Annotated in this window: 21 protein-coding genes and 3 tRNA genes; 12 read left to right on the forward strand and 12 right to left on the reverse strand. The window is 61.8% G+C overall.

The window, feature by feature from the left end; all coding sequences use genetic code 11:
* The first annotated feature begins 114 nt into the window (after positions 1–114).
* Together JF545_RS18570 and JF545_RS18575 are read left to right on the forward strand one after the other, a co-directional pair.
* Positions 115–1,776, forward strand: a complete 1,662-nt coding sequence (locus JF545_RS18570; RefSeq protein ID WP_206944541.1) for a UxaA family hydrolase — start codon at positions 115–117, stop codon at positions 1,774–1,776.
* Complete coding sequence (locus tag JF545_RS18575; RefSeq protein WP_315900661.1) at positions 1,773–2,945, forward strand: mannitol dehydrogenase; 1,173 nt, start codon at positions 1,773–1,775, stop codon at positions 2,943–2,945. Before JF545_RS18570 ends, JF545_RS18575 begins: the two co-directional genes overlap by 4 nt.
* 93 nt (positions 2,946–3,038) lie before the next feature.
* On the opposite strand, the gene nanR is transcribed toward JF545_RS18575, so the two are convergent.
* The 5 genes from nanR to JF545_RS18600 form a co-directional block, all read right to left on the reverse strand.
* Positions 3,039–3,770: a transcriptional regulator NanR gene (gene nanR / locus JF545_RS18580; protein WP_206944544.1), complete on the reverse strand. Its 732-nt coding sequence runs from the start codon at positions 3,768–3,770 to the stop codon at positions 3,039–3,041.
* A 173-nt stretch (positions 3,771–3,943) separates the two neighbouring features.
* Complete coding sequence (locus tag JF545_RS18585; RefSeq protein ID WP_206944547.1) at positions 3,944–5,020, reverse strand: Ldh family oxidoreductase; 1,077 nt, start codon at positions 5,018–5,020, stop codon at positions 3,944–3,946.
* A 96-nt stretch (positions 5,021–5,116) separates the two neighbouring features.
* A complete protein-coding gene (locus tag JF545_RS18590; RefSeq protein WP_224852079.1) occupies positions 5,117–6,496 on the reverse strand; it encodes a TRAP transporter large permease in 1,380 nt (459 codons plus the stop codon).
* A gap of 14 nt (positions 6,497–6,510) precedes the next feature.
* Positions 6,511–7,137, reverse strand: a complete 627-nt coding sequence (locus JF545_RS18595; RefSeq protein WP_206944549.1) for a TRAP transporter small permease — start codon at positions 7,135–7,137, stop codon at positions 6,511–6,513.
* 48 nt (positions 7,138–7,185) lie between these two features.
* Positions 7,186–8,184 carry a sialic acid TRAP transporter substrate-binding protein SiaP gene (locus JF545_RS18600; protein ID WP_206944551.1) on the reverse strand — a complete coding sequence of 333 codons (999 nt, stop codon included), beginning with the start codon at positions 8,182–8,184 and terminating at the stop codon, positions 7,186–7,188.
* A gap of 725 nt (positions 8,185–8,909) precedes the next feature.
* Here JF545_RS18600 and JF545_RS18605 point away from each other — a divergent pair.
* The 9 genes from JF545_RS18605 to nadB all read left to right on the forward strand — a co-directional run bounded on the left by JF545_RS18605 (position 8,910) and on the right by nadB (position 16,463).
* Positions 8,910–9,554, forward strand: a complete 645-nt coding sequence (locus JF545_RS18605; RefSeq protein ID WP_045994188.1) for a response regulator — start codon at positions 8,910–8,912, stop codon at positions 9,552–9,554.
* A 305-nt stretch (positions 9,555–9,859) separates the two neighbouring features.
* Complete coding sequence (gene uvrC, locus JF545_RS18610) at positions 9,860–11,674, forward strand: excinuclease ABC subunit UvrC (protein WP_206944760.1); 1,815 nt, start codon at positions 9,860–9,862, stop codon at positions 11,672–11,674.
* A gap of 94 nt (positions 11,675–11,768) precedes the next feature.
* On the forward strand, positions 11,769–12,317 hold the full coding sequence (pgsA, locus tag JF545_RS18615) for a CDP-diacylglycerol--glycerol-3-phosphate 3-phosphatidyltransferase (RefSeq protein ID WP_206944553.1): 549 nt from the start codon (positions 11,769–11,771) through the stop codon (positions 12,315–12,317).
* Positions 12,318–12,387: 70 nt separating this feature from the next.
* Positions 12,388–12,462: transfer RNA gene (locus JF545_RS18620), tRNA-Gly, on the forward strand.
* A 25-nt stretch (positions 12,463–12,487) separates the two neighbouring features.
* Positions 12,488–12,561, forward strand: a tRNA-Cys gene (locus JF545_RS18625).
* A gap of 105 nt (positions 12,562–12,666) precedes the next feature.
* Positions 12,667–12,753: transfer RNA gene (locus tag JF545_RS18630), tRNA-Leu, on the forward strand.
* 281 nt (positions 12,754–13,034) lie between these two features.
* Positions 13,035–13,253 (forward strand): hypothetical protein, encoded by a 219-nt coding sequence (locus JF545_RS18635; protein ID WP_206944555.1) that lies wholly within the window; start codon positions 13,035–13,037, stop codon positions 13,251–13,253.
* 515 nt (positions 13,254–13,768) lie between these two features.
* Positions 13,769–14,914 carry an FUSC family protein gene (locus JF545_RS18640; RefSeq protein ID WP_206944557.1) on the forward strand — a complete coding sequence of 382 codons (1,146 nt, stop codon included), beginning with the start codon at positions 13,769–13,771 and terminating at the stop codon, positions 14,912–14,914.
* The gene (gene nadB / locus JF545_RS18645) at positions 14,895–16,463 is read left to right on the forward strand and encodes an L-aspartate oxidase (RefSeq protein WP_206944559.1); all 1,569 of its coding nucleotides are present in this window, start codon (positions 14,895–14,897) and stop codon (positions 16,461–16,463) included. The genes JF545_RS18640 and nadB overlap by 20 nt, the downstream gene beginning before the upstream one ends.
* Before the next feature lie 120 nt (positions 16,464–16,583).
* Here nadB and JF545_RS18650 read toward each other — a convergent pair whose 3' ends face one another.
* Both JF545_RS18650 and purU read right to left on the reverse strand, forming a co-directional pair.
* On the reverse strand, positions 16,584–17,261 hold the full coding sequence (locus tag JF545_RS18650) for an energy-coupling factor ABC transporter permease (protein WP_206944561.1): 678 nt from the start codon (positions 17,259–17,261) through the stop codon (positions 16,584–16,586).
* 63 nt (positions 17,262–17,324) lie between these two features.
* The gene (purU, locus tag JF545_RS18655) at positions 17,325–18,179 is read right to left on the reverse strand and encodes a formyltetrahydrofolate deformylase (RefSeq protein ID WP_206944563.1); all 855 of its coding nucleotides are present in this window, start codon (positions 18,177–18,179) and stop codon (positions 17,325–17,327) included.
* A 288-nt stretch (positions 18,180–18,467) separates the two neighbouring features.
* Here purU and JF545_RS18660 point away from each other — a divergent pair, with 288 nt between their 5' ends.
* Positions 18,468–20,054 carry a ribonuclease J gene (locus JF545_RS18660; protein WP_206944761.1) on the forward strand — a complete coding sequence of 529 codons (1,587 nt, stop codon included), beginning with the start codon at positions 18,468–18,470 and terminating at the stop codon, positions 20,052–20,054.
* Positions 20,055–20,195: 141 nt separating this feature from the next.
* Here JF545_RS18660 and JF545_RS18665 read toward each other — a convergent pair whose 3' ends face one another.
* From JF545_RS18665 to moeA, 5 genes are all read right to left on the reverse strand, one after another.
* A complete protein-coding gene (locus JF545_RS18665) occupies positions 20,196–20,480 on the reverse strand; it encodes a hypothetical protein (RefSeq protein WP_206944564.1) in 285 nt (94 codons plus the stop codon).
* A gap of 301 nt (positions 20,481–20,781) precedes the next feature.
* On the reverse strand, positions 20,782–21,774 hold the full coding sequence (gene moaA / locus JF545_RS18670) for a GTP 3',8-cyclase MoaA (RefSeq protein WP_206944762.1): 993 nt from the start codon (positions 21,772–21,774) through the stop codon (positions 20,782–20,784).
* Between the two features lie 8 nt (positions 21,775–21,782).
* Positions 21,783–22,241 (reverse strand): molybdopterin synthase catalytic subunit MoaE, encoded by a 459-nt coding sequence (gene moaE, locus JF545_RS18675; RefSeq protein WP_206944763.1) that lies wholly within the window; start codon positions 22,239–22,241, stop codon positions 21,783–21,785.
* Between the two features lie 2 nt (positions 22,242–22,243).
* Complete coding sequence (gene moaC / locus JF545_RS18680) at positions 22,244–23,056, reverse strand: cyclic pyranopterin monophosphate synthase MoaC (RefSeq protein ID WP_206944566.1); 813 nt, start codon at positions 23,054–23,056, stop codon at positions 22,244–22,246.
* 9 nt (positions 23,057–23,065) lie between these two features.
* Positions 23,066–24,316, reverse strand: coding sequence for a molybdopterin molybdotransferase MoeA (gene moeA, locus JF545_RS18685; RefSeq protein ID WP_206944568.1), 1,251 nt, complete (start codon positions 24,314–24,316; stop codon positions 23,066–23,068).

The raw sequence follows: 24,316 nt of genomic DNA on the forward strand, positions 1-24,316 counted from the left end.
CTATGAGCCAGCTAAAGGCAGACGCGCTATCGCTCCTCTTTCTGGCGCCTGGCCATACCCAGCTTCTCAACACATAGCGACAGTATTGACCGTGACGATGAGGACATCACTATCATGACCACGCAAGCCAGCCACCGCGCCTCGACCGCGACCATCGCCACCGACCTGCCGCAGGAAAGCCTGCGCGTGCACCCCGACGACAACGTCCGCGTGGCCTTGCGTGATCTTGCTGTGGGGCAGCAAATCGAAGATGAAGCGGGTTCGCTGACCCTGGTGGAGGCGATCCGCCGCAAGCACAAGTTTGCCCTGGTGGACCTCGCCGAGGGCGACATCGTCACCATGTACGGTGTGACCGTGGGAAAAGCCACCCGAGCCATCACCAAGGGTAGTGCGATTCGTACCGACAACCTTGAACACTTTACCCATTCGGACACGCCCGTCAGCCGTCGTCAGAGCTGGCAGGGACCGGATGTCTCGCGTTTCGACGGCACCACCTTCGATGGCTACCATCGCCCGGATGGCAGCGTCGGCACGGCCAACCTGTGGCTCGTGGTGCCCCTGGTATTCTGCGAAAACCGCAACATCGAGGTGCTGCGCCAATGCGTTGCCGACGCCCTTGGTGACGATCCTTTCCGCGACTACAAGCAGCTGGCGCGCACCATGCTGCACGGCGACACGTCCGCCAGTCTCTCGGCTCCGCTGACGTCTCCCTTCCCCAACGTCGACGGGGTGCGCTTCCTCACCCATACCCTGGGCTGTGGCGGCACTGACGACGACGCCCAGGCATTGTGCAATCTGCTCGCCGGGTACATTACCCATCCCAATGTGGCAGGCGCTACCGTGTTGAGCCTGGGCTGCCAGAAGGCTCAGATCGCCATGCTCAGGCAGGCGGTCGCCACCAAGGATCCCGACGGCCTGCGGCCGGTACACTATCTTGAGCAGCAGGCCAGTGACAGCGAAGATGCGCTGATCGAGCGCGCGCTGGGCACTATCTTCGACGGCCTCAAAGAGGCCAACCAGGTGACCCGTCAGCCGGCTCCCCTTTCCAAGCTGCGCATTGGCGTCGAATGTGGCGGATCCGATGGATTCTCCGGCCTGTCTGCCAACCCGGTGGTCGGGGGCACCATCGATCGCCTGGTCACCCTCGGGGGTAGCGGGATTCTCAGCGAATTTCCCGAACTGTGTGGCGTGGAGCATGAGCTGCTGGCCCGCTGTGTCGATGATGCCACCGCCGAACGCTTCTCTAGCCTGATGCAGGCCTATCAGCGACACGCCGAAGCCGTCGGCGCGAGCTTTTCCATGAACCCCTCACCGGGCAATATCCGCGATGGCTTGATCACTGATGCGATGAAGTCTGCAGGGGCCGCCAAGAAGGGCGGGGACAGCCCGGTGGTGGAAGTGCTCGACTACACCGAGACGGCCACTCGGACGGGGCTTGCCCTGCTCTGCTCCCCTGGCAATGATGTCGAGTCCACCACCGCCCTGGCGGGCTCCCACGCCAACCTGATCATCTTTACCACCGGACTGGGCACGCCGACCGGCAACCCGGTCGCCCCTACCTTGAAGGTCGCCAGCAACTCGGAGCTGGCACAGCGCATGTCCGATATCATCGATTTCGACACTGGCGCTGTCATCCGCGGGGAGGCGTCCATCGACGAGCTGGCCGATGCGCTGCTGGCGCTGTGCATCGAGACCGCCTCCGGGCGCTACACCACCCGTGCGGTAGGCCTCGCCCAACATGACTTCATCCCCTGGAAGCGGGGTGTCTCACTGTGACGCTAGTGCCGACAGAGACATCTGCGGCATTGCCTCCGGCGACGCTGATGCAGTTCGGCGTGGGACGTTTCCTGCTCGCCCATGTCGATCTGTTCGCCAGTCAGGCCCGCTCAGCCGGCGGTGACGTCGAGATCATCGCCGTACAGACCTCAGATCGCCCTACCGGTCGCGGCAAGGCCCGCGCCCTCGCCCAGGCAGCAAGCTATCCGGTTCAGCTGCGCGGACGACGCCACGGCGAGCTGATCGACACACGGCTCGCTGTCGACAGCATCACCCGCTCGCTGGTGGCCGCGGAGGACTGGGCGGAAGTACACCGGTCCTTCTGCAACGACGTCACCCATGTGGTGTCCAACACCAGCGAATCGGGTTATCTCGTCGCCACCGGAGACAGCCCGCTGGCGCCATGCCCGGTCAGCTTTCCTGCCAAGCTGACCCAGTTGCTAAAGGCACGCTTCGACGCTGATCGCCACGGGGTCACGCTGCTCCCCTGTGAACTGCTGACCGACAATGCCGGCGTGCTCAGAGACGTGGTGCTGGGCCTGGCCCGGGACAGCTATCAGGATGCAGCCTTCGAGCAATGGCTCACCGCTGAGTGCGTCTGGGTGCCTACCTTGGTGGATCGTATCGTGTCCGCCGAGCTTGAGCCGGTGGGCGCCGTGGCTGAGCCCTATGGCCTGTGGGCGATTCAGCAGGTGGACGGGCTGACACTTCCCTTTCGGCATGACGATGTGCTGCTGGTGGAGGACCTGGGCCCCTATGAACGTCGCAAGCTTCATCTGCTGAACCTGGCCCACACCTGGCTGGTGGCGCGAGCGCGGCAGCTGGGTGTGATGGAGCAGCTGCCGCTGGTGCGCCAGGCCATGGAGGATCCGCGACTCGGCGGTGAACTCATTGCGCTGCTGAGAGAGGAAGTCGTGCCGGTGCTCGATCATGAGTACCCGGGGATGGCGCTCGACGAGTACGTCGACAGCATCATCGAGCGCTTCTGCAACCCCTGGCTGGACCACCAGCTGGTCAATATTGCCCAGAATCATGAACAGAAGCTGGAGCGTAGACTGGCGCCTGTGCTTGCCATGGCAAGACGCCAAGGCAGAGCGCTGCCTCGCCTCGCTGCAGCCCTTGCGCCACACAAGAGAGACACGAGAGCGACCCCGCCATCAGCGCAATAGGCTGACAGCAGATACGACGCAGGCCCAGAGGCTTATGCCCCTGGGCCTGCACGTTTGGCGACCAGCGCTCACCATACCGACCACCAATGCGAGTCAGTCTGCGTCCTGTCGAGACCCCAGCCGTTGCTTCATCTGCATGTAGGTTCCGTAATGGCGGTCCAGATGACGTCGCATCGCTGACTCGGCAGCTTCGGGGTCACGGGCAGCAATCGCCTCCACAATCTCGGTATGCGCCTCCAGTGCCGCCAGATCCTCTCCGGGTTGTTGCAGCGCCTGGGCCCGACGATCGTCCAGCCATTCAGACAGGGCCTGATGGATGGCATCGTAGATGGGGTTGTGACCGATCCGCGCCAGCACCCCATGAAAGTCGTTGTCGGCGCGTTTGACCGCGGCCTCGTCACCGATGACGGAGCGCTGCGTCTCCAGCGCATCCCTCAGGGCCTGAACCTCTTCATCGGTGGCATGCTGAGCCGCCTGGCGAGCCAGCGCCACTTCGAACAAGGCCCGCGCCTCCTGGAAGTACTGCTGCCCCTCGGGCTTGGCCAACAGCTGTCGAGTGACCCCCGACAGGCGCGCCATCACCGCCTCGGCGGTAGGTCGAATCACCCTGGCGCGGGTGCCACTATTAATGGCGATCAGCCCAAGCTGCTGCAGGTAGAACAAGGCCTCCCTCACCGCAGGGCGGCCAACACCGAACTGCTCCATCAACTCACGCTCTGAGGGCAGCTGATCATTCTCCCCCAACCTGCCTTCCAGAATCTCGGCCTCAAGTTGTTCGGCCACCTGCTCGGACAGCGTCTTGCGCTCCACCCGAAATCTGCTCATCGACGCGTCTCTCCCTCAATCACGCCCCCGAGACATGCGGGGCATGGCGCACATGGTACTGCAACAGGGTGGCCCTGTGGGACTTCCCGCGTCAGCCAGGGCCGCGATGCCCTTGTGCGTCGCTGCTTGTCTGCGGCCCATTGACATCGTTGGCGCGACGAGTGACTTGCTCTTCAGCCCTCGCTGAGGGGCTCAACGCGGTATTGCTCGGCGATACGGCGATAGGCATCCCGCTGGGCATGATCCAATGGAATCCCCTCTGCACGTCGCTCGCGACGGGTCTGCCACTCTCGGTCTCCTGGCGCCAATACCTTCGCTTCTGCGCTTGACGCCATACCGCGCAAATCCCTGAGGTAGTCACCCATACGCTGCGCAAACTCGCCTTGGCCTGCAAAGGCGTCTGGATGCATCACCAGAAAGAAGTGGCCGACACCTCTCGGTGTGTGCATGTCGGGACCGCCCATGGGCAATAGATGGAAGCCATGGACCATATTGGACAGCGTCGAGCTAAGCACCTCGACCATGCCCGCCAGCCCCGCCCCCTTGAAGCCGAAGCTGCCTCCACCTAATGGCAGCAGCGCTTCCACCCGCTTGGCATCAGTGGTCGTGGTGCCGTTGCCATCCGCGGCAATGTCGGACGGCAGCGGCCGATCGATGGCGGCATACTGCTGCACCCTGTTCCAGGGCACCGCGCTGGTGGCCATGTCCAGCAGATAGGGGTCGTCGTTCTCCACCGGTGCGGCAAAGGCGATGGGGTTGGTGCCGTGGAAGGGGGCCTGACTACCATGCAGCAGAACAAACGGATCGGAATTGCAGAACGCCATACCGATCAGCCCCTGTTCTGCCGCAGCCAGGGCATAGCATCCCGCCGCACCGAAGTGAGAAGAATGACCGACCGCTACCGCACCCATTCCGGCCTGCCTTGCCATGGCGGCAGCGTGCTCCATCGCCCGGTAACCGGCCAGGTGGCCCAGGCCATTGTCTGCGTCCAGCACTCCTGTGGCGGCGAGGCGCTGTTCAAAGCGCATTTCCGGACTGCCATTGATGCGCCCTCCCTGCAACGCTTGCAAGTAGTGTGGCAGCAGCCGCAGACCGTGACTGTCGGTGCCCATCAGTGACGCCGTGACGAGGGCTCGGCTCACCGCCTGCTGCGATGCGGTATCGGCCCCCGCCGCCGCCAGCGCCTGCTGGATAAAGCGACTCAGGTCGTCTTGGCCCACCCTGCAGGCCAAGTATTGGCTGTGACTCATGTCGAGATCCTTGCGTGTCCTTGCGTGTGGTGAAATCCGTCCGGCATGGCGGGGAGCCCTTCACTCACCCGCCACACCCCGACGCGATGGGGTAACTCAGCGATAGACCAGCGTCGGCAACCATAGGGAGATCGCCGGAATGAAGGTGACCAGCGCCAAAGCCACGACCAGCGGCACCAGGAACGGCAGGGTCCCCCGCATGCATTTCTCGAAGGAGATATTCGATACCCGGGACAGCACGTACAGCACCATCCCCACCGGCGGCGTCAGCAGCCCGATCATCAGGTTAAGCACCATGATGACGCCGAAGTGCACCGGATCGACGCCCGAGGCCACCGCCACCGGCAGCAGTACCGGCACCAGGATGGTGATGGCGGCGATGGTTTCCATGAAACATCCCACCACAATCAGCACCAGGTTGATGATCAGCAAGACCGCGATCGGATTGTCCTGGAACGGGCCGAGCAGCCCCATCACGTGCTGGGTGACCTGGTTGCTGGTCAGTATCCAGGCAAAGATCGAGGCGCCGGCGACGATGAACAGGATCACCGCCGTGGTCTCGATGGTCTCGAAGCTGACCTTCAGCAGCCGTCGCCAGGTCAGGGTCCGGTAGACCAGTCCGCCAAGAATCAAGGCATACACCACCGCGGCGATGGCCGCCTCCGTGGGCGTGAACGCCCCGGTGACAATGCCGCCCACGATGATGACCGGAGTCAGCAGCGACAGCAGCGCCCTGGAAAAGGTCTGGCCCAGCACCGACACCGAAAAGCGCGCGTCACGCTGATAGCCACGACGACGGGACAACCAGGTAATCATCAGCATCAAGGTGAGCCCCATCAGCAGGCCCGGCACCAACCCTGCCGCGAACAGCTGGCCCACGGATACCGACGCCATCACACCATAGATGACCATCGGCAGGCTGGGCGGAATAATCGGGCCGATGGTGGATGACGCAGCGGTGATACCGACCGCGAACTCCTGGTCGTATCCCGCGTCACGCATGGCCTTGATCTCGATGGTACCCAGCCCCCCGGCATCTGCCACGGCGGCGCCGGACATGCCAGAGAACACGATGCTTGCGCCCACGTTGACGTGCCCCAGGCCACCGCGCATCCAGCCCATCAAGGCCTTGGCGAAATCAAAGATGCGTGTGGTAATGCCGCCGTTGTTCATCAGGTTGCCGGCCAGGATAAAGAAGGGAATCGCCAGCAACGGAAAGCTGTCGATACCGTTGATCATCCGGTGCACCACGACCACATCGGGCACCCGCCCGGTGAGCAGGACGTACATGAGGCACGAGCCAGCCAGACTGATCGCGATAGGCACGCCACAGACCAGCAGGGTGAACAGCGACGCAAACAAGAACGACAGATGGTAGTCAAACAGCGCCAGCCCAACGCACCCAACAACCGCCATCGCCGCCACGATGGGCGGGATGACGGAGCCGCGTCGAGCGCTGATCATAGCTTCAGTCATGTTGTTATTCCTTGTCAGTCGTCTTCACGGCACATCAGTTCGCTCTCGCCCGTCTTCCAGTGGCGAATCGCCAGCTGAATGGAGCGCACCAGCATCAGCACCACGCCGACGAAGACCACGTAGTAAAGCAGGCTCTTGGGCAGGTCTATCGACACCATCATCGAATTGGTGCGTCCCGCCAGCTGCCAGGTAATCCAGGCCAGCATGCCGAGAAAGGCAATCCGCACCAGGTCGACCAGGGTCCACATGGTGCGGGCGACCGGCTCCGACAGATAGCGATAGAAGAACTCCACAGCGATATGCGAGCCCTTGCGCGCCGCCATGGCGCTGCCAAGAAACCCGACGGCGACCAGCAGGTAGCGAGCGATCTCTTCCGTCCAGGCCAGCGAGTTGCCGAGGACATAGCGGCTGAAGAACTGCACAAAGACATCCAGCGCCAGTAACCAGAACACCACCAGGGTCAGGTAGTCCTCGAGGCCAACGTCACCCTTGCGAATGGCGTCGTCGTCCTCGGGAACGTCAAATGCGACGGTTGTTTGCTGGCTCGGGCCTTGCCCCGAAGATGGGCCGGCATCGGGTGACGGGCGCGCCGCTCCATCAGGTGCATGATGGATGTCAGCACCTTCATCAGAATGTGTCATCGATAGTCTCCTTCGGGGAGGGCGTCCAGCGCCCTCCCCGGCCGTCAATTACTGGCCGATGGCCTGGAGACGGTCGTAGGTTTCCTGATCCCAGGTCGCCACGTCACCGTTATGGGCAGGCAATACCGCCTCACGGAAAGGTTCGGTATCGACCTCGTTGACCGTGACGCCCTGCTCTTCGAACCAGGCAATCAAGTCCTGCTCCTGTTGCAGGATATCCGCGGTGATCTTCTCGCCGGCTTGCTGGTAGACATCGCGGAAGATCGCCCGATCCTCCTCGGACAGCCGATTCCACAGCGGGCCGCCGGCGATAGTGATCAGCGAGTCGGTAATGTGGCCGGTCAGGTTGATGTAGTCCTGCACTTCATAGAATGCCTTGGCCTTGATCGTGGGCAGCGGGTTTTCCTGCGCATCCACCACGCCCTGCTGCAGGGCCAGATAGACTTCGGCGAAGGCAATCGGGGTCGGGTTGGCACCGACCGCCTCGGGGAACATCATGTACATCGGTGCGTTGGGCACCCGAATCTTGAGATCCTCCATGTCCGCCGGAGTATCGATGGCGACATTAGAGGTAGTGTGGCGCTTGCCATAGTAGTTCATGGCCAGCGGGACGTTGCCCGTGGCCTCTTCGTAGCCCTGGGCGATCTCGGCGAAGAGGTCACTGTCCACATAGGCCTGCCAGTGGTCGACGTCGCGGAACATGTAGGGAGCCCCGGCAATGCCAATCGGTCCGTAGGAACGGCCAGCGAATTGATTGCCGGTAAAGATCAGATCGACGGTACCAAGACTTAGCCCCTCATTGATGTCCGCTTCCTTACCCAGAGAAGATGCAGGGTGCACTTCAACGGAATAGCGACCATCGGTTCGCTTCTCGATTTCTTCTCCTGCCCACACCGCCCACTCGTGATAGGGCTCGGACGTTTCGTAGACGTGGGCAAAGGTCAGGGTCTCTGCCTGAGCCGCAGCGGACATACTCAGGCCGACGGCGACCGCCAGGAGGGATCGACGTGCGAGACGGTGTGACGACTGGCGTTGGTTGGAGCGCATCTTGTTATTCTCCCGTGCTCTTGGACGGATGGATGAGGGACCGGTAAACCGCGAGTCAATCTGCCGCCCTGACAGGACGACTGTATACGTGTCATACCAGTCAGGCTGAATCTAGATGCGCATCACATCCTGTGCAAGCGTGTCAGGGACCAACTTTGGTCGACCAGGTACCGCTAGAGTGCTATCGCTACCGTGCTACCGATACCCGACATGCGCAGCAAGGCAGGCGTCTCACAGGTGCCTCACCCCGATGATTCCCACGACAACCTCACCCACGATTGATCTCGGTCAACCATCTGAGTCAGTTCGGAGAATAGTACGTCGCCGAAGATACCCCTCAACCACCAATAAAGTGTGCACTCTCACCTTTAACGGGGCATCGAGCATGCCTATTTTCACCCTTATCATCATCACGACTGATACACTACAGCGGCAAAGTTGATAGAGGTAAGCCAGTTCGACCAATATGTTGCGAGCTCTGTATCACTTGTGACCAAGCGCCCGCATATAAGTAAAACGCAAAGCATTAACCGCGTAACAAAGAACGGGCACACTATCAATATTGCTATGCCGGAAACGTCGCTACCCCCTGGCAACCCAATTCCCCTTAGGAACAAACTGTGACAACCTACCGCAAAGCATCATGAGAAGGACTCTGACGGAGCATTGGCTCTACTCGGTCAACCCCATGGTCCCAGACATCACCTTTTCCAGGAGTATCGGCATTGATCAGAGTTCTCGTCGCTGACGATCATCACCTGGTTCGCACCAGTATCGTTCATCTGCTGAACGCAGAAAAAGACATCAATGTGGTGGGCGAGGCTGCCGATGGTGAAGAAGCCATTGCGCAGACCCGGCGCCTCAACCCGGATGTGGTGGTCATGGACATACGCATGCCAGGCATCGGGGGTTTGGAGGCGACGCGCAAGATCCGGCGCCTGACCTCGGATATCCGCATTCTGGTGCTGACCGCCTTTATCGAAGAGGCCTTTGCCCAGCGCCTGCTGGAAGCCGGTGCCCATGGGTTTATCAGCAAGGGCTCCCAGCATGACGAAATGGTAAAGGCTATCCGAGCGGTATTTGCCGGCCAGCGCTTTGTCAGCCCGGAGATCGCTCAGCGGCTGGTGCTGTCACGCATCGATCACGAAGAAAACCCCTTTGATCAGCTGTCCCAGCGCGAGCTACAAGTGGCCATGATGATTGTCAACGCCCAGCGTGTTGCCGACATTGCGGATCGCATGTTCTTAAGCCCCAAGACGGTCAACACCTACCGCTATCGCATTTTCGAAAAGCTTGGGGTCAACTCCGATGTCGCGTTGACTCACCTGGGCCTGCGACACGGGCTGGTCGAGGGCTTCAAGGAAGACTGACGCCATGGCGGCGCGCCGAACCCTCTCATCTGCCATCAGATGTCGGCGCGCGTGCCCTGTGGCGGTCTGTCGAACGTCCCCCTCTTTTCCTGCTCCAGCTCCCCCCCAGCCAACGCGGCACGTCATCCCCACGTTACTTGGGCCGTCCTTCTAGCTTATAGCACCTTTCGTTTCCTTAAGGCGTGTACCTGGATTCTTGCCCACCTGCACCGACAACCTGGTGCGCAGCAATTGACGCAGCATGTTCATTGCTCTGGTAGCATGGCTCGACGATGCTACGCCAACGGAACACGCCACGCTCGCCTATGACCTTCGACGCTCGACGCTTTCTTGAGACGGTCAGTGAATCGCCCGGTATCTACCGGATGTACGATGACCAGTCCAACACCCTGTACATTGGCAAGGCTCGTCGTCTCAAGCCTCGTCTCGCCAGCTATTTCCGCGGCGCCTTGAATGCTAAGACACAGGCGCTGGTGAGCCGCATCCACGATATACAGGTCACGGTCACCAACAGCGAGACCGAAGCCCTGCTGCTCGAGCAGACCCTGATCAAGCAGCTGCGCCCGCCGTACAACATCCTGCTGCGTGACGACAAGTCGTATCCTTTTGTGTTTGTCAGCGATCGACACCCCTATCCCGCACTGGAATACAAGCGCGCCCGCACGCGCCACGAGGACGGGCGGTATTTCGGGCCCTATCCGAGCAGCAATGCGGTACGCGATACCTTGTCCTTGATGCAGAAGGTCTTTCGCATCCGCAATTGCGAGGACAGTGTCTTCGCCCACCGTACTCGTCCCTGTCTGCAGTACCAGATCCAGCGCTGCAGTGCTCCCTGTGTCGACTACATCAGCGAAGAGGACTATCGCCGCGATATCGAGCATGCCATTCAGTGCCTGGAGGGACGCAGCGAGGCGGTCAGCAAGGAGCTGACCGAGGAAATGGAAGCCGCCAGTGAGGCACTGAATTTCGAGGAGGCCGCGCGCCTGAGAGACCAGCTTCAGGACCTTCGCCGCCTGCAGCAGCGCCAGGTCGTGGATACTGGCAGCGGCGACGCTGATGCCTTTGCGCTGGCATCACAGCCCGGCGCGCTGTGCATCTCCGTGCTGTCTATTCGACAGGGGCGCCTGCTGGGCGCGCGCCACTACAGTCCCACCAACAACCTGGACCTGGGGGAAGCGCAGCTGCTGGGCGACTTCGTCAGCCAGTACTATCTCGGACAGGCCAGGGAAATCCCTTCTGACGTGCTGACCAGTCACCCGGTACCGGATGCAGAGCTGATCGCCAGCGCGCTCAGCGAAAATGCTGGGCGACGCATTCGCCTGACCGACAAGGTGCGTGGTCATCGCGCACAGTGGCGGGAGCTGGCCAGGACCAACGCTGAGCAGCAGCTGGCGGGACAGCTAGCGAATCAGACCCAGCTGGCCAAGCGCTTTGAAGACTTGCGCCAGGCACTCGACCTTGAACACACCCCCCAGCGGCTTGAGTGCTTTGACATCAGCCACAGCCACGGCGAAGCGACGGTGGCCTCCTGCGTTGTCTTCGACCAGGACGGACCGCGCAAGAGCGACTATCGCCGATTCAACATCAAGAACATCGCGCCAGGGGATGACTATGCGGCGATGCAGCAGGCGTTGACCCGGCGCTTCAAGCGCCTGGCGGAAGGCGAAGGGGTGCTCCCCGATATTCTGGTAGTGGACGGCGGCAAGGGTCAGCTCAACATGGCACGGGACGTGCTCGCTGACCTCGGCGTTACCCAGGTCCAGCTACTCGGCGTCGCCAAGGGCACCACCCGCAAGGCCGGGCTTGAAACGCTGTACGTCGATACTGTCGATCGCAGCCTGGCGCTGCCCCCCACCTCGCCCGGTCTTCATCTGATCCAGCATATCCGCGATGAATCTCATCGCTTCGCCATCGCCGGTCACCGGGCAAAACGCGACAAGGCCAGGCGCACCTCAACCCTGCAGGATATCCCCGGCGTCGGGCCCAAACGCCGCCGCGAGCTCCTGCGCTTCTTCGGCGGACTGCAAGGCATCAAGCAGGCCACCAAGGATGAGCTGGCTCGCGTCCCTGGCATCAGCGCGACCATGGCCGACACAATTCACCGCGCTCTGCATGGATGAGTTGAGGTATCGCGGATAGAATGGACCACCCTGACGGGGCACCGCGCATCCCCGACCCCTATTACAGCACCCTCCAGCAAGGACAGCGGTATCCATGAACATTCCCAACATTCTGACCCTGGCACGCATCGTCTTCATTCCTCTGCTGGTGGTACTTTTCTACCTCCCCTTCGAATCCAGCATGCTGGTCGCTGCGGCGCTCTTCGGGCTGGCCTCGGTGACCGACTGGCTGGACGGTTATCTGGCACGCAAGTGGGATCAATCCACGCCCTTCGGCGCCTTCCTCGACCCCGTGGCCGACAAGCTGATGGTGGCGGTGGCGCTGGCCCTGCTGATCGAGCGCTATGACGCAGCCTGGCTGACACTTCCCGCCCTGGTGATCATCGGGCGAGAGATCGTCATCTCGGCCCTGCGTGAATGGATGGCGGAGATGGGCAAGCGGGGCTCAGTGGCCGTTTCATGGATCGGCAAGGTCAAGACCACGCTGCAGATGGTGGCGCTGCTGTTGCTGCTGGCCTTCCCGCCTGGACACCTGATCGCAGAGGCGGGCGTCGCAACCCTCTACGCTGCCGCCATCCTGACCCTGTGGTCGATGATCCAGTACCTGCGGGCCGCTTGGCCCCATCTGGCTCGCTCGCTCTGATAAAAACATCGACTCGAGGAAAAGCGTTTGACAGTCACCGACTTATCCGTATAATACGTCCTCGAGTCAGGCGGGAATAGCTCAGTGGTAGAGCACAACCTTGCCAAGGTTGGGGTCGCGAGTTCGAATCTCGTTTCCCGCTCCATCAACAGACGATGGTTGACTCTTGAGGCTGGATGGCAGAGTGGTTATGCAGCGGACTGCAACTCCGTGTACGCCGGTTCGATTCCGACTCCAGCCTCCATCTTTTCTTTTCAGACCCCCATGCTCTGGAAAGTCTGATGGTTGCCCTGCCGCACCAGGTACAACGGCACCCCTCCTCTATTGCCACATGGCTGGCGATCTTGTTGCCCGGATGGCGAAATTGGTAGACGCAAGGGACTTAAAATCCCTCGGTGGCAACACCGTGCCGGTTCGAGCCCGGCTCCGGGCACCAATAGTTTCAATGCCTTACGCTACCTCCTGACGCTACTCAGCTCTCGACGCCCTCCTCTCTGGTCGCAGTTTGATCGCGCGAATCCGGCTAATGCCCCGCCCGCAGCATGTGTTAAGCATCAGAATGAAACGCTACATCACGCTTTATGCGACCTTGCTCAATAAGTGGCCTAGACTACACTTCAGAAGTGCAGGTAGCAGTGCAAGTCGCAGTCGTCCGAGAAGTACGCAGCGCCTCATACCATGAGGCAGCCAAGCAGTGACTTTTATTGGAGAGGCCGTATGAAGCTGAAGCTACTGAGCGCCATGGCGCTATCATCTCTCATGATGGCGGGTGCCGCATTCGCCATGGACTCCGAGATGCTCAACGAAAAGATGGCTGAGATCGAGGAGCGTACCGCGCAAGCAAGTGAGGAGGATCGTGTCGCAGCCCTTGAGCAGCAAGTGGAGGACCTCAAGGAACTTATCCATATGATGGCCGAGGAAGACCATAGCTCTTAAGAGTGGCTCTTGAGGATGACTCCTAAGGATAGCTCCTGAGGACTGCACGGACATCCATCACGCTACTTAGTTAAAGATCAGGGCCACTACGGGGTAGTGGCCCTAGCTTTATCCGCGCGACTTGTATCCGCCCGATCTGTATCCACCCCAGCTGTATCCGCCAAATGTCATCAATGACTCACCACGCTCACATCTCAGGACGCGAGCTGGCGGCATCCAGCGCCTCACCTTCATCGTGCCCCCTTCACCTGGCCCCTGCCCCTTAGCCAGGCCGCGACATACACCTGGGTCCGGTACTGAATAGCCCCTGAGGCCAGGACGACGTCGCCGTGACGTGTTAGCATCTGCGCCTCTTTACGCCACTTCATGACGGCCGCCGAACCTTGAGCAACCGCTTGCTTCCGCCCGCCCTTCGCCAGACATCAATGACGCTTCCAGCCGTGACCGCACCCCACTGCGCGGAACCAGCCTTGCGCACATTGCCGCTTGCACCCACGCTGGCCAGGAGCTGATCCATGTTACTCGGACGCCTGCGCGACCCCTTTATCAACCACCGACATCGGCGCCTGTTCCATGTGCTGCGCGTCACGCTGGCCCTGATGGTGACCTTCACCATTGTCGAGCTGTTGCCGCTGCAACATAGTGGCTGGGCCCTGGTGAGCACCGTTATGGTCATGGGCAATCTGCCCCATGTTGGCGGCGTCATCGACAAGGGCCGTCAGCGCCTGGCAGGTACGCTGATTGGTGCCGCCCTGGGCCTGTTGCTGATCAGCCTGCCCATCCCACCCTGGGCGGTGCAGCTGGGCTCTCTGGCCGGTATCGCTGTCGCCACCTGGTGGGTATTCGGTGCCCGCCAGGCCTACGGCGGCCTGATGTTTGCCATCAGCCTGCTGCTCGTTATCGGCGATGGTACCCAGCAGCTGGATGTCGCCCTGTGGCGAGGCCTCGACGTGCTGGTCGGCACCCTGGTGGGCATCGCCGCCACGCTGGTCTTTCTGCCCCACAAGGCAACGGACCTGCAGCGCTTTCTGCTGGCCGACTGCCTTGATCAGATGGCCCGGCTGTATCACGCCCACACGTCATCCACCGCGGCACCGGGAATCGACACCCGAGAGCTGTTCAAGGCGGCCAGCCAGCTACTGATCAAGCAGCGCGGACTGACGGACGCGGTGCACCGTGAGGGCAGGCTGTCTCGCACGGACGTCGACGGTCTTATTTCCTACCAACGACGCATGCTGTCGACGCTGGAGCTGCTGCTGGAGACTCACTGGAGCACCCGCCAGGGACACGAGCAGATCGATACCATGGAGGGGCTGCGGGCCCAACAGCATGTGCTCGCCAGGGATATCGGCACCCTGGCGTTCGAGATACGCACGGGTCGGCCCATCAAGGCCAACATCACGCCTTTTTCGCTGGAAGCCTTTGCCGCAGAGGCCTCCACCGCGCGCAGTGATGATGGCAGAATGCTGTTTGGTCCCAGCGGCTACCTGTGGCTGAACCGCGAGCTGGCCCGCCTCTCCGGGTCCATCGCTGAGCAGCTTGGCAAACTCGAACGCCTCCCCAGCAAGCGACTGCGACGACGAGCCCCGCGTCACGGCCTGCACCAGGCACCCTCTCTCGACAGCAAGGAAGGAAGATCCCATGACCCACGCCAGTCATGACGTCCTGATCATCGGTGGCGGCGTCGCCGGTCTTGCCATGGCCCTGGAGCTGGCCGATCACCGCAGGGTGACGCTGCTGCGGCCCGGCAACGACGATAGAGGGGCCAGCCGCTGGGCGCAGGGCGGGATCGCGGCGGTATTATCCCCCCAGGATAATGTCGAGGCTCACGTACAGGACACTCTGGTCGCCGGTGACGGACTATGCGACGAGCAAGCCGTGCGCTTCACCGTGGAACAAGGTCCTGACGCCATCGACTGGCTGCTTCAACTCGGGGTGCCCTTCACCCCCGAACCAGATCCTAGCCTGGGGTATCCCTATCACCTCACTCGGGAAGGCGGGCACAATGCCAGACGGATCATTCACGCAGAAGATGCCACCGGTCGCGCGGTCATTGATACCCTGAGGGAGCGCGCCCTCCAGCATCCGTCCATTACCTTGCGTGACGACCTGGTCGCCTATGAGCTGATCAGCAACGATCAGGGCCAGTGCTGCGGAGCCCGCTGCCTCGATCCCCAGCATCAGGTCCGGGAACTCATTGCCCAGGACACGGTACTGGCGACCGGAGGCGCCAGCGGACTCTATCTGCACACCACCAGCCCCTCTCCCGCCAGTGGCGAGGGCATGGCCATGGCCTACGATGCCGGTGCGCAGCTGAGCAACCTGGAATTCCAGCAGTTCCATCCCACCTGCCTGTATGACCCGGAGGGTCCTCCTTTCCTGATCAGCGAGGCGGTACGCGGAGAAGGCGGCCTGCTGCTGAATGCGGATGGCAAACGCTTCATGCCAGACATCGACCCACGGGCCGAGCTGGCCCCACGCGATGTGGTGGCAAGGGCCATTGACGCCGAAATGCAACGCACCAACAGCCCCTGTGTGATGCTGGATATCCGCCATCTGGGGGCGGCGACCATTCGGCACCACTTCCCGACGATCCATGCCCACTGCCTGGGGCGTGGCCTGGATATCACCCAGCAGCCGATCCCCGTCGTCCCTGCCGCCCACTATAGCTGTGGCGGGATCAGCGTTGATCAACACGGCGCGACCAGCGTGACAGGGCTGTATGCGATTGGAGAGGTGACCTGCACCGGTTTGCATGGTGCCAATCGCATGGCCAGCAATTCGCTACTGGAGTGCCTCGTGTACGCCCGCTCGGCGGCTCGTCATCTCGCCACGCTAAGGGAGCCACCACGTCAGCATCCGGCGACGTCAGTCATCGCTGGCACCCGCCAGACCAAGGCGTCCGACACCGTTGAACTACACCAGGAACTGCGCCGAGTGATGAGCGCCAGGGTGGCCATCGTGCGCTTCGACGAGGGCCTCAAGGAGGCGGCCGCCCGTATCGAGACCCTGGCCTCCCGCTATGCGGAGCTGGCCGACGACGCCTGCCCGACACCCGCCCTGCTGGCCCTCCGTCACGCCCTGACACTGGCACGACTGACCGTCGCCAGCGCCCTGGCACGCCGCGAATCAAGAGGCCTGCACTACAATCCCCAATGCCCGCGCCACGCAGACCCCGCGCCCCAGCCTTCACGCTACGCGAGACACTGACACGGAACGCCAACCGCCCATGGCCGTTGCCGCCGCTGACCGTTGCCGCAGATAGGCGCCCGCATTGACGGTTGGCCCAGCCGCCAGCACAGCAAGCCAAACCCCTCGACATCCGGGGGCTCACTTCCGGTCATCATCGAGATAGCGTCGATCGTTGAACGTCGCCACCCAGTGCGGGTGATAGAACATCAGAATGCTGAGCAGCATGCCGCTGATAAAGGCTTCCGAAGGCATCAGCAGCGGCAGAAAGCGTAGGTATTCACGGACCTGAAACAGCACCTCGGCATTCACTGCGGCAAACCACGCAACGCCCATGACCGCGAGTCCCGAGGCCAGCGAAGAGAGTGCGGCACAGCCAAAACCGCCGACAAACAGAAACACCATGGGGTGGGCAGGGAGGCGCCTGTCGACCAAACGCCATATGGCGATGGTCACCAGCATGGGCACCACCCCTGTCACGACAAGATTGAGGCCGATAAGCGGCCAGGCCACCCTGCCGGTCACGCACAGCGACAGGTTGACCAGCAGACAGCTCAACAGCGCCAGCGGTGCCCGAAAAACCAGCGTCAGCAGGGTGGTGAAGAGCAAGTGCAAGCTCAGCCAGTCCACCGCCTGGGCACGCAACTGCCACAGCAAGGCCATCATCACGGTGGCGGCCAGCCATCGGTGCTGCAGCCCGGCACTGGCTACCAGCGCCTGCCAGGGCCGCTGGCGCACTACCAGCAGCAAACACCCTGCTGACAGCGCCCCACCCAGCCACAGCATCCAGCCCGCCACCACTACCTCGGCGAACGACATGACCGCCCCCTCCTCTCGGCGAGCTCGACACGTCGCTGCAGGGGCTCCGACCTGACGTAGCGCTCAGGCGAAGACGACGGTCTTGTTATCGTGGATCAGTACCCGATCTTCCAGATGCCAGCGTAGCCCCCTCGCCAGCACCGTCTTTTCCACATCTCGGCCGAAGCGAACCAGGTCGGTAGGCGTGTGGCAATGACTGACACGGTGGATGTCCTGCTCGATGATCGGCCCGGCATCCAGCTCCTCTGTCACATAGTGGCAGGTCGCACCAATCAGCTTCACCCCTCGCTGGTAGGCCTGATGGTACGGCTTGGCGCCGGCAAACGATGGCAGGAAGCTATGGTGGATATTGATCACGCGACCGCTGTAGCGCTGGCACAGGTCCGGCGGAAGAATCTGCATGTAGCGCGCCAGCACGATGCTGTCCGCAGCCGACGCCTCTACCAGACGCTCCACCTCAGCGAATGCCGCCTGCTTGTCACCAGCGACGACCGGCACATGGTGGTAGGGAATGCCATGCCACTCCACCATGCTGCGCATATCGTCGTGATTGCTGATCACCGCCGCAATGTCGCAATCCAGCTCCCCCGCCGTCCAGCGATACAGCAGATCGACCAGGCAGTGGGATTCCTTGGACACCATGAGCACCACTCGGCGCTTCTGACGAGTGTCACGCAGCGCCCAATCCATTTCAAACTCCCTGGCTACCGGGGCAAAGGCGTCACACAGCGCCTCCCGAGACATGCCAATCGAATCCGCCAGAATCTCGTAGCGCATGAAGAAGCGTCCCGACGCCAGGTCGGAATGCTGATTGGCCTCGGTAATGGAACCACCATGCCCAGCAATAAAGTTGGAGACACGGGCGACGATCCCCAGTCGATCAGGACAGGACACCACCAGACGATAGAAATGCGACATAACACTTGTCTCTTGAAGCCAACCCTTGGCGTGCCCTTGGCACCACCTCTCGACGCGCTCGATAGCGCGCCACGAAAACCGGCCATTGTAGCGAAAAGTGAGGTAGCGAACGACTCTTGCTGCGCTGCCAGGGGCGTCCTGCGTTGAGTGAGCCGACCTCCATCCCTTATAGTGGCGTTACCTGTCTTCACTATGCCGAGCCCGATGTCGATCCCTCGAATTCAGATTCGTCCACGCCGCCGCTCCCCCCTGCATTTCCTGCCCCTGGGCGGTTGCGGCGAAATCGGGATGAACCTGAGCCTCTATGGCCACCAGGGACGCTGGGTGGCGGTCGATTGCGGCATGATGATTCGCCAGGACCTGCCGGGCGATCCCATTCAGGTCCCGGACACCACCGTCCTGGAGACCCTCGGCATTCAGCCCAGCGCGCTGCTCATCACCCATGGCCACGAGGACCATATCGGTGCCGTTGCCTGGCTGTGGCCGCGCTGGGGCTGCCCGATCATTGCCACGCCCCTGGCCGCGGCCATGCTGAGGATCAAGTTCGCCGAACGCGGCCTGTCCAGCGATGCCATCGAGGTCATCACCCCGGGAGAGGCCAGGGACATCGCAGGTTTTTCCTGTCGCTTCCTCGCCCTGACACACTCGATTCCAGAAAGCTGCGCGGTGTTCATTCAAGCGGGCAATACGCGCCTGCTGCACACCGGTGACTGGAAGCTCGATCCGCAGCCGGTGCTCGGCGAACCTGTTGATGAAGACGCCTTCCGCGCCCTGGCTCCCATCGACCTGGTCGTCGCCGACTCCACCAACGCGAACGTGCCGGGGCATTCACGCAGCGAGGGAGACGTCGCCAAGGCCATGGCGGACACCATTGCCGGCTGCAGTGGGCGGGTCGTTGTTTCCTGCTTCGCCAGCAACCTCGCTCGTGTGCTCGCAATAGGCCGCGCAGCACGTCGCTGCGGCAGGCGTGTCAGCCTGCTGGGACGCTCGATGGAGAGGATGGTCGGGCATGCGCGCCAGCTCGGGTATTTTGACGATTTCCCGACGCTGGTCCCGGTCAGCGACCTCGGGTATCTGCCCCCTGAAGAGGTACTGGTGATCGCCACAGGAAGCCAGGGAGAACCCCGCGCCGCCTTGTCGCGACTGGCCCAGGGACGACATCCGCATTTCGAGCTGACAGCGGGCGACAGCGTGATATTTTCGGCCAAGGCCATCCCCGGCAACGAGCACCTGATCGAACGCCTGAAACGAGGCCTTGCCCGCTTCGATGTTCATCTCCTCGACGACGCCAGCCACCCACAGCTACATGCCTCTGGTCATCCCGCCCAGGAAGAACTTGAGCGCCTCTATCAGTGGATACAGCCGGCCAGACTGCTACCGGTGCACGGCGAGGCTCCCCATCAGGCCGCCCACCAGGCACTGGCGGAACGGCTCGGCATTGATGCCCCGCTGGCACCCCAAAATGGTGACCTGATCCGTCTCGATCAGGACGGTTTGACGGTAGAGCAGCGCTTTGCGGTATCCCAATGCATCATCGAGCGAGGCGGCATCGATCGGCGCACCTCGCGCTCTTCCGCGCGTCAGCGCCAGGAAGAGCTGTATCTGGCCATCAGCCTGGTGGCAACTGAACGAGGCTGGGCAAGAATTGGGCGCCTGATGCTGGACACCAGCCATTCACTGGGCGTCGACGAAGATAGCTTCAGCGACTGGCTTGACGATCAGCTCGATGAGCTGACAGCCGACACCCTATCCGCCCTGCGTCATGGCCTTTATCCACGCATTCTCGCGTGGCTTCATGACCATATCCAGCGTCGACCGAAGCTGGAATTACAGCTGATGGCTACCGATATGGAAGGCATTGCAGGGGATCTCTAGGCCCCAAACGAAAGCGGCCCCGGAGGTATCCGGGGCCGCTTGCACGGAGGGGCATCATCGCTAACACGACACCCTCGGTGCCACACCTCAAGGCAGGGCCAGCAACGCTAGCGGTGAAATACCTGCCTTGGGTGGTGTAGCTTACTTGGCATTCTTGGGCGGACGGCCACGCTTGCGCTTGGGCTGCTCGGACACCAGGTCGTCCAGCGACAATCCCGCCTCAGTGATCTGCTCGCGGATTTCCGCCAGCTTCTGCGCTTTCTGCATCTCTTCTTGCTGGCGCTGGCGCTCTTCATCACGCTTTTGATCGATCACTTCCTCGACCACTTCCGCCAGCTTTTGCAGTTGCTCCATGCTGAGCTGTCGGGCCGCTGCGCGTGCCACATTCTTGTTTCGTGCAATGCGTTCCAATGTTTCGCTGGACATAGCTCACTCCATAGCCTTGGCATAAAACGGCGCGCGCCGTGATTCACTTGAAGAAAAGTATATGCAACCTCTGGCTCTTGGCAAGAAATGCAGCAAATATTTCCTGGTCAATTATCAAAAACCGGCGTGCCAATACCCATCATACATCGCCTTCCATTCCCCAGCATACCTGGCCATTCCCTTACATGGCGGAGCCTTCAACAGCGGGTTACCTTGAGTGAAGAAGCAGCACAACGCAACGCGGGCGCCCATGGCGCCCGCGAAAACTTATTCGGCAAATGGCAGATAAAGCCCCAAGCCATTAGCCACCTGTCATGTTCATGAAGCGCACGACCTGGACATCCCCGTCAGTCGTGAAATGATGCCTTTCCGGCTTCATGGGCATGGCCTCGACGATAGCTCGCTTGAGCCGCTCGATGTCGCCGGGATAACGTCTCAACACCGCCCTCAGGTCAACCGAGTGCTCGTTGCCTAGACACAGCAACAGGCGTCCCTCGACGGTGACGCGAACCCGATTGCAACTTGCGCAGAAGTTGTGGCTATGGGGAGAAATAAAGCCGATGCGGGTATCACTGTCCTCCATCCGGAAATAGCGTGAAGGGCCCGCCGTGGCTTCCGCCGTGGACAACAGCGGATGGCGCTGCTCAATCAGCGCCCTGACCTCATCGCTGGAACAGTATGTCTCTGCGCGTGAGTGATCCGAGACGTCGCCGAGGGGCATTTCCTCGATGAAGCTGATATCAAGCTGCTGGTTCCTGGCAAAGGTCACCAGATCCAGCACCTCATCCTCATTGCGCCCCTTCAGCACGACCGCATTGAGCTTGATCCGCTCGAACCCCGCCTCTCGCGCAGCCTCGATACCATCGAGTACTCGACTCAGGTCACCGGTACGGGTCAGGCGGCGGAAGCGCTGAGGATCCAGCGAATCCAGGCTGACATTCAGGCGTTTCAGACCCGCCTGACGAAGCTCGACAGCATGACGCCGAAGTCCGGCGCCATTGGTGGTCATTGCGAAATCCCTGAGCCCTGACAAGGCACCGATACGCGCCACCAGTTCACCGATATTACGCCGCACCAGGGGTTCTCCACCGGTCAGACGTATCTTTTCGACGCCAAGCTCGGTGAAGGCTCGCGCCACCTGGGCGATTTCTTCCAGCGTCAGCACCTGTGCCCGCGGGAGGAACGTCATTTCCTCGCTCATGCAGTAAACACAGCGGAAGTCACAGCGGTCCGTCACCGATAGCCTGACGTAATTCACGCGCCGGCCGAAGCTGTCGACCAAGCCCTCGCTCATGCTGTCCGTCATTGCACACCACCTTCCCATCGACGAGCGTCCGCATGGTCCTGACAGCGCTCGGATACCCAATAATCGCCGCTGGCCGTGTGCTCCTTCTTCCAGAAGGGTGCCCGCGTCTTCAACTGGTCCATCAGGAATTCGCAGGCCTCGTAGGCGGCGCGGCGATGAGCACTGGCTACCACCACCAGAACGATGGGATCACCTGGCGCAAGCCGCCCTACCCGATGGATGATGGACACGTCCTCGAGCGTCCAGCGCCGGCGCGCCTCATCCTCGATCTCGGCCAGCGAGGCCTCGGTCATGCCGGGATAATGCTCCAACGTCAACGCTGTGACGTCGGGGCGTTCATTGAAATCTCTGACCAACCCGGTGAAGCTGACGACAGCCCCCACATCGGAGCGACCTTGCAGCATCGCCTGCTGTACGTCACCTGCGTCAAAGCGCTCTTGCTGCACCCGAATCATCATCAACCTCCAGTGACCGGCGGGAAAAAGGCCACCTCGTCATCGCACGTCAGGCGTGTGCTGTCGCTGGCCATCACCTGATTCACCGCACACAGCACCCGACCTTCTTCCAAACCGGAAAAACGCTGGTCCAGCGTCTTCAAGGCCTTCTTGAGGCCTGCCACATCGGCACTGGGTAAACGGTCCAAGGGTACCGAGGTTTCCCCGATACCCAGGCGCTCTCGCAGCTCGGCCAGGCATTTCACCCTGACGCTTTGCTGCTCTGCAGAGGCAAGCCCCAAGGTCAATGCAGGACTGTTCTCCGGACTCGTCACGATGGGAGCGACGGTTTCCTGTGCTATCTCTCGGCGATGATAATCTCCGGATTTGCCACCCTGCTTGGCATCCACATGGATCTGGCCAATCTCCATCTCCTTGTCGACCGCCTTGCACATGTCATACAGCGTCAGACAGGCCACGGACACCGCCGTGAGCGCTTCCATCTCGACGCCTGTCTTGCCACTCAACCGGCACGTCGCGGACACCCTGACCATGCTCGCCTCGCGATCGATATCGAAGTCGATACTGACCTTGGACAGGGCCAGTTGATGACACAGCGGAATCAACTCGTGGGTGCGCTTGGCCGCCTGGATACCGGCAATTCTGGCGGTGGCCAGCACATCTCCCTTGGGCAGCTGACCATCGCTGAGCAAGGCCAAGGTCTCAGGCGCCATACTGATAGCCCCTGTAGCCGTTGCTTCACGTCGGGTAGATGCCTTGTCACCGACGTCCACCATATTGGCTTCGCCGCGGGCATTGAGATGGGAAAGCGTCATGTTCAAGCCTCAGGGGAAACGAAAGAGAGGGAATACGGTCACCATATCATTGATGGCAACCGCTGCCTTGTCGGCAGGAATTTCCACCAGACACTCGGCAGCCACCATGGAGGACAGGATACCGGAACCCTGGCTACCTGTATTGACCACCCGCAAGGTCCCGTCATCACTCCGTTTGAGCACGCCACGACTGTAATCGGTGCGACCTTCACGACTGCGGAAGTCGCTGTCGGCCACCGCCTGCCACGCAGGCGAGCGCAGCTCACGTCCCTGCAGCTTGCGTACAAGGGGAATAACGAAGACCAGACAGGTCACCATGCAGGCCACCGGATTGCCGGGCAGGCCCAGAAATGGCGTCGCGCCGTCCCCCATCACGCCGCATGCCATCGGCCTGCCAGGACGCATGGCGATTCGCCACAGGGTCAGTCGCCCCAGCCGCTCCAAGGCAGCTCGAGTATGGTCGGCCTGCCCCACCGACACGCCCCCGCTGGACACCACAAGATCGGCCAGCTGCGCCGCTCGTGCCAGGGCATCCTCCAGCGCCTGCGGGTCATCAGGTACGATGCCCAGATCCAGCACCTCTGCGCCATGCTCCTGCAACATGCCCATCAAGGTGAAGCGGTTGGCATCATAAATCGCGGCATCAGCGCGAGGCTGTCCAGGGGCGGTCACCTCGTCCCCGGTGGAAAACACCGCCACACGGGGCTGGCGGCGCACCTCAACGGACGCGCAGCCCAACGACGCCAGCAACCCCAACGCCGCTGCCTCCAGCCGCCTGCCGGATTCCAGCGCCACCTCACCCCGACGTAGATCCTCGCCCGCCTGGCGGACGTTCTGCCCTCGCTTGACTCGATCAGCCTGGAGGATCTCGACCACATCCCCGTGCTGCTGAAGTTGCTCGACCATGATTACCGTGTCGGTGCCAGCCGGCAGCGGCGCTCCGGTAGTGATACTGACGCACTCGCCACTGCCCACCCTCCCGGCGAAAGGCCGGCCGGCCAGGGCGGAACCGACGCGCTGCAGGGAGCCTGCGACGCCTTCCTCGGGCCAGCTCAGAGCGATGCCATCCATCGCCGAATTGGTGTGGCCTGGAACATTGAAAGGCGCCGTCACCGGCTTGGCCAGCACCCGCCCATGAGCCTGGGCCAGCGCCACGGACTCCGTCGCCAGCTGGCCATCCACCAGGGTAAGCAGCGCCTGACGTGCCTCATCGACGCTCAGCATGTGCTCGCCCAGGTCAAAGCAAGACAATGAGGACAT

This window comes from Halomonas litopenaei (assembly GCF_017303055.1).
In the GTDB taxonomy this organism is placed as follows: Bacteria; Pseudomonadota; Gammaproteobacteria; order Pseudomonadales; family Halomonadaceae; genus Halomonas; species Halomonas litopenaei_A.

Coding starts and splice junctions, on each gene's coding strand:
- JF545_RS18570 (WP_206944541.1), top strand. CDS start 115: ATGACCACGCAAGCCAGCCACCGCGCCTCGACCGCGACCATCGCCACC.
- nanR (WP_206944544.1), bottom strand. CDS start 3,770: ATGAGCAGATTTCGGGTGGAGCGCAAGACGCTGTCCGAGCAGGTGGCC.
- JF545_RS18585 (WP_206944547.1), bottom strand. CDS start 5,020: ATGAGTCACAGCCAATACTTGGCCTGCAGGGTGGGCCAAGACGACCTG.
- JF545_RS18590 (WP_224852079.1), bottom strand. CDS start 6,496: ATGACTGAAGCTATGATCAGCGCTCGACGCGGCTCCGTCATCCCGCCC.
- JF545_RS18595 (WP_206944549.1), bottom strand. CDS start 7,137: ATGACACATTCTGATGAAGGTGCTGACATCCATCATGCACCTGATGGA.
- JF545_RS18600 (WP_206944551.1), bottom strand. CDS start 8,184: ATGCGCTCCAACCAACGCCAGTCGTCACACCGTCTCGCACGTCGATCC.
- uvrC (WP_206944760.1), top strand. CDS start 9,860: ATGACCTTCGACGCTCGACGCTTTCTTGAGACGGTCAGTGAATCGCCC.
- pgsA (WP_206944553.1), top strand. CDS start 11,769: ATGAACATTCCCAACATTCTGACCCTGGCACGCATCGTCTTCATTCCT.
- JF545_RS18635 (WP_206944555.1), top strand. CDS start 13,035: ATGAAGCTGAAGCTACTGAGCGCCATGGCGCTATCATCTCTCATGATG.
- JF545_RS18640 (WP_206944557.1), top strand. CDS start 13,769: ATGTTACTCGGACGCCTGCGCGACCCCTTTATCAACCACCGACATCGG.
- nadB (WP_206944559.1), top strand. CDS start 14,895: ATGACCCACGCCAGTCATGACGTCCTGATCATCGGTGGCGGCGTCGCC.
- JF545_RS18650 (WP_206944561.1), bottom strand. CDS start 17,261: ATGTCGTTCGCCGAGGTAGTGGTGGCGGGCTGGATGCTGTGGCTGGGT.
- purU (WP_206944563.1), bottom strand. CDS start 18,179: ATGTCGCATTTCTATCGTCTGGTGGTGTCCTGTCCTGATCGACTGGGG.
- JF545_RS18660 (WP_206944761.1), top strand. CDS start 18,468: ATGAACCTGAGCCTCTATGGCCACCAGGGACGCTGGGTGGCGGTCGAT.
- JF545_RS18665 (WP_206944564.1), bottom strand. CDS start 20,480: ATGTCCAGCGAAACATTGGAACGCATTGCACGAAACAAGAATGTGGCA.
- moaA (WP_206944762.1), bottom strand. CDS start 21,774: ATGAGCGAGGGCTTGGTCGACAGCTTCGGCCGGCGCGTGAATTACGTC.
- moaE (WP_206944763.1), bottom strand. CDS start 22,241: ATGATTCGGGTGCAGCAAGAGCGCTTTGACGCAGGTGACGTACAGCAG.
- moaC (WP_206944566.1), bottom strand. CDS start 23,056: ATGACGCTTTCCCATCTCAATGCCCGCGGCGAAGCCAATATGGTGGAC.
- moeA (WP_206944568.1), bottom strand. CDS start 24,316: ATGTCCTCATTGTCTTGCTTTGACCTGGGCGAGCACATGCTGAGCGTC.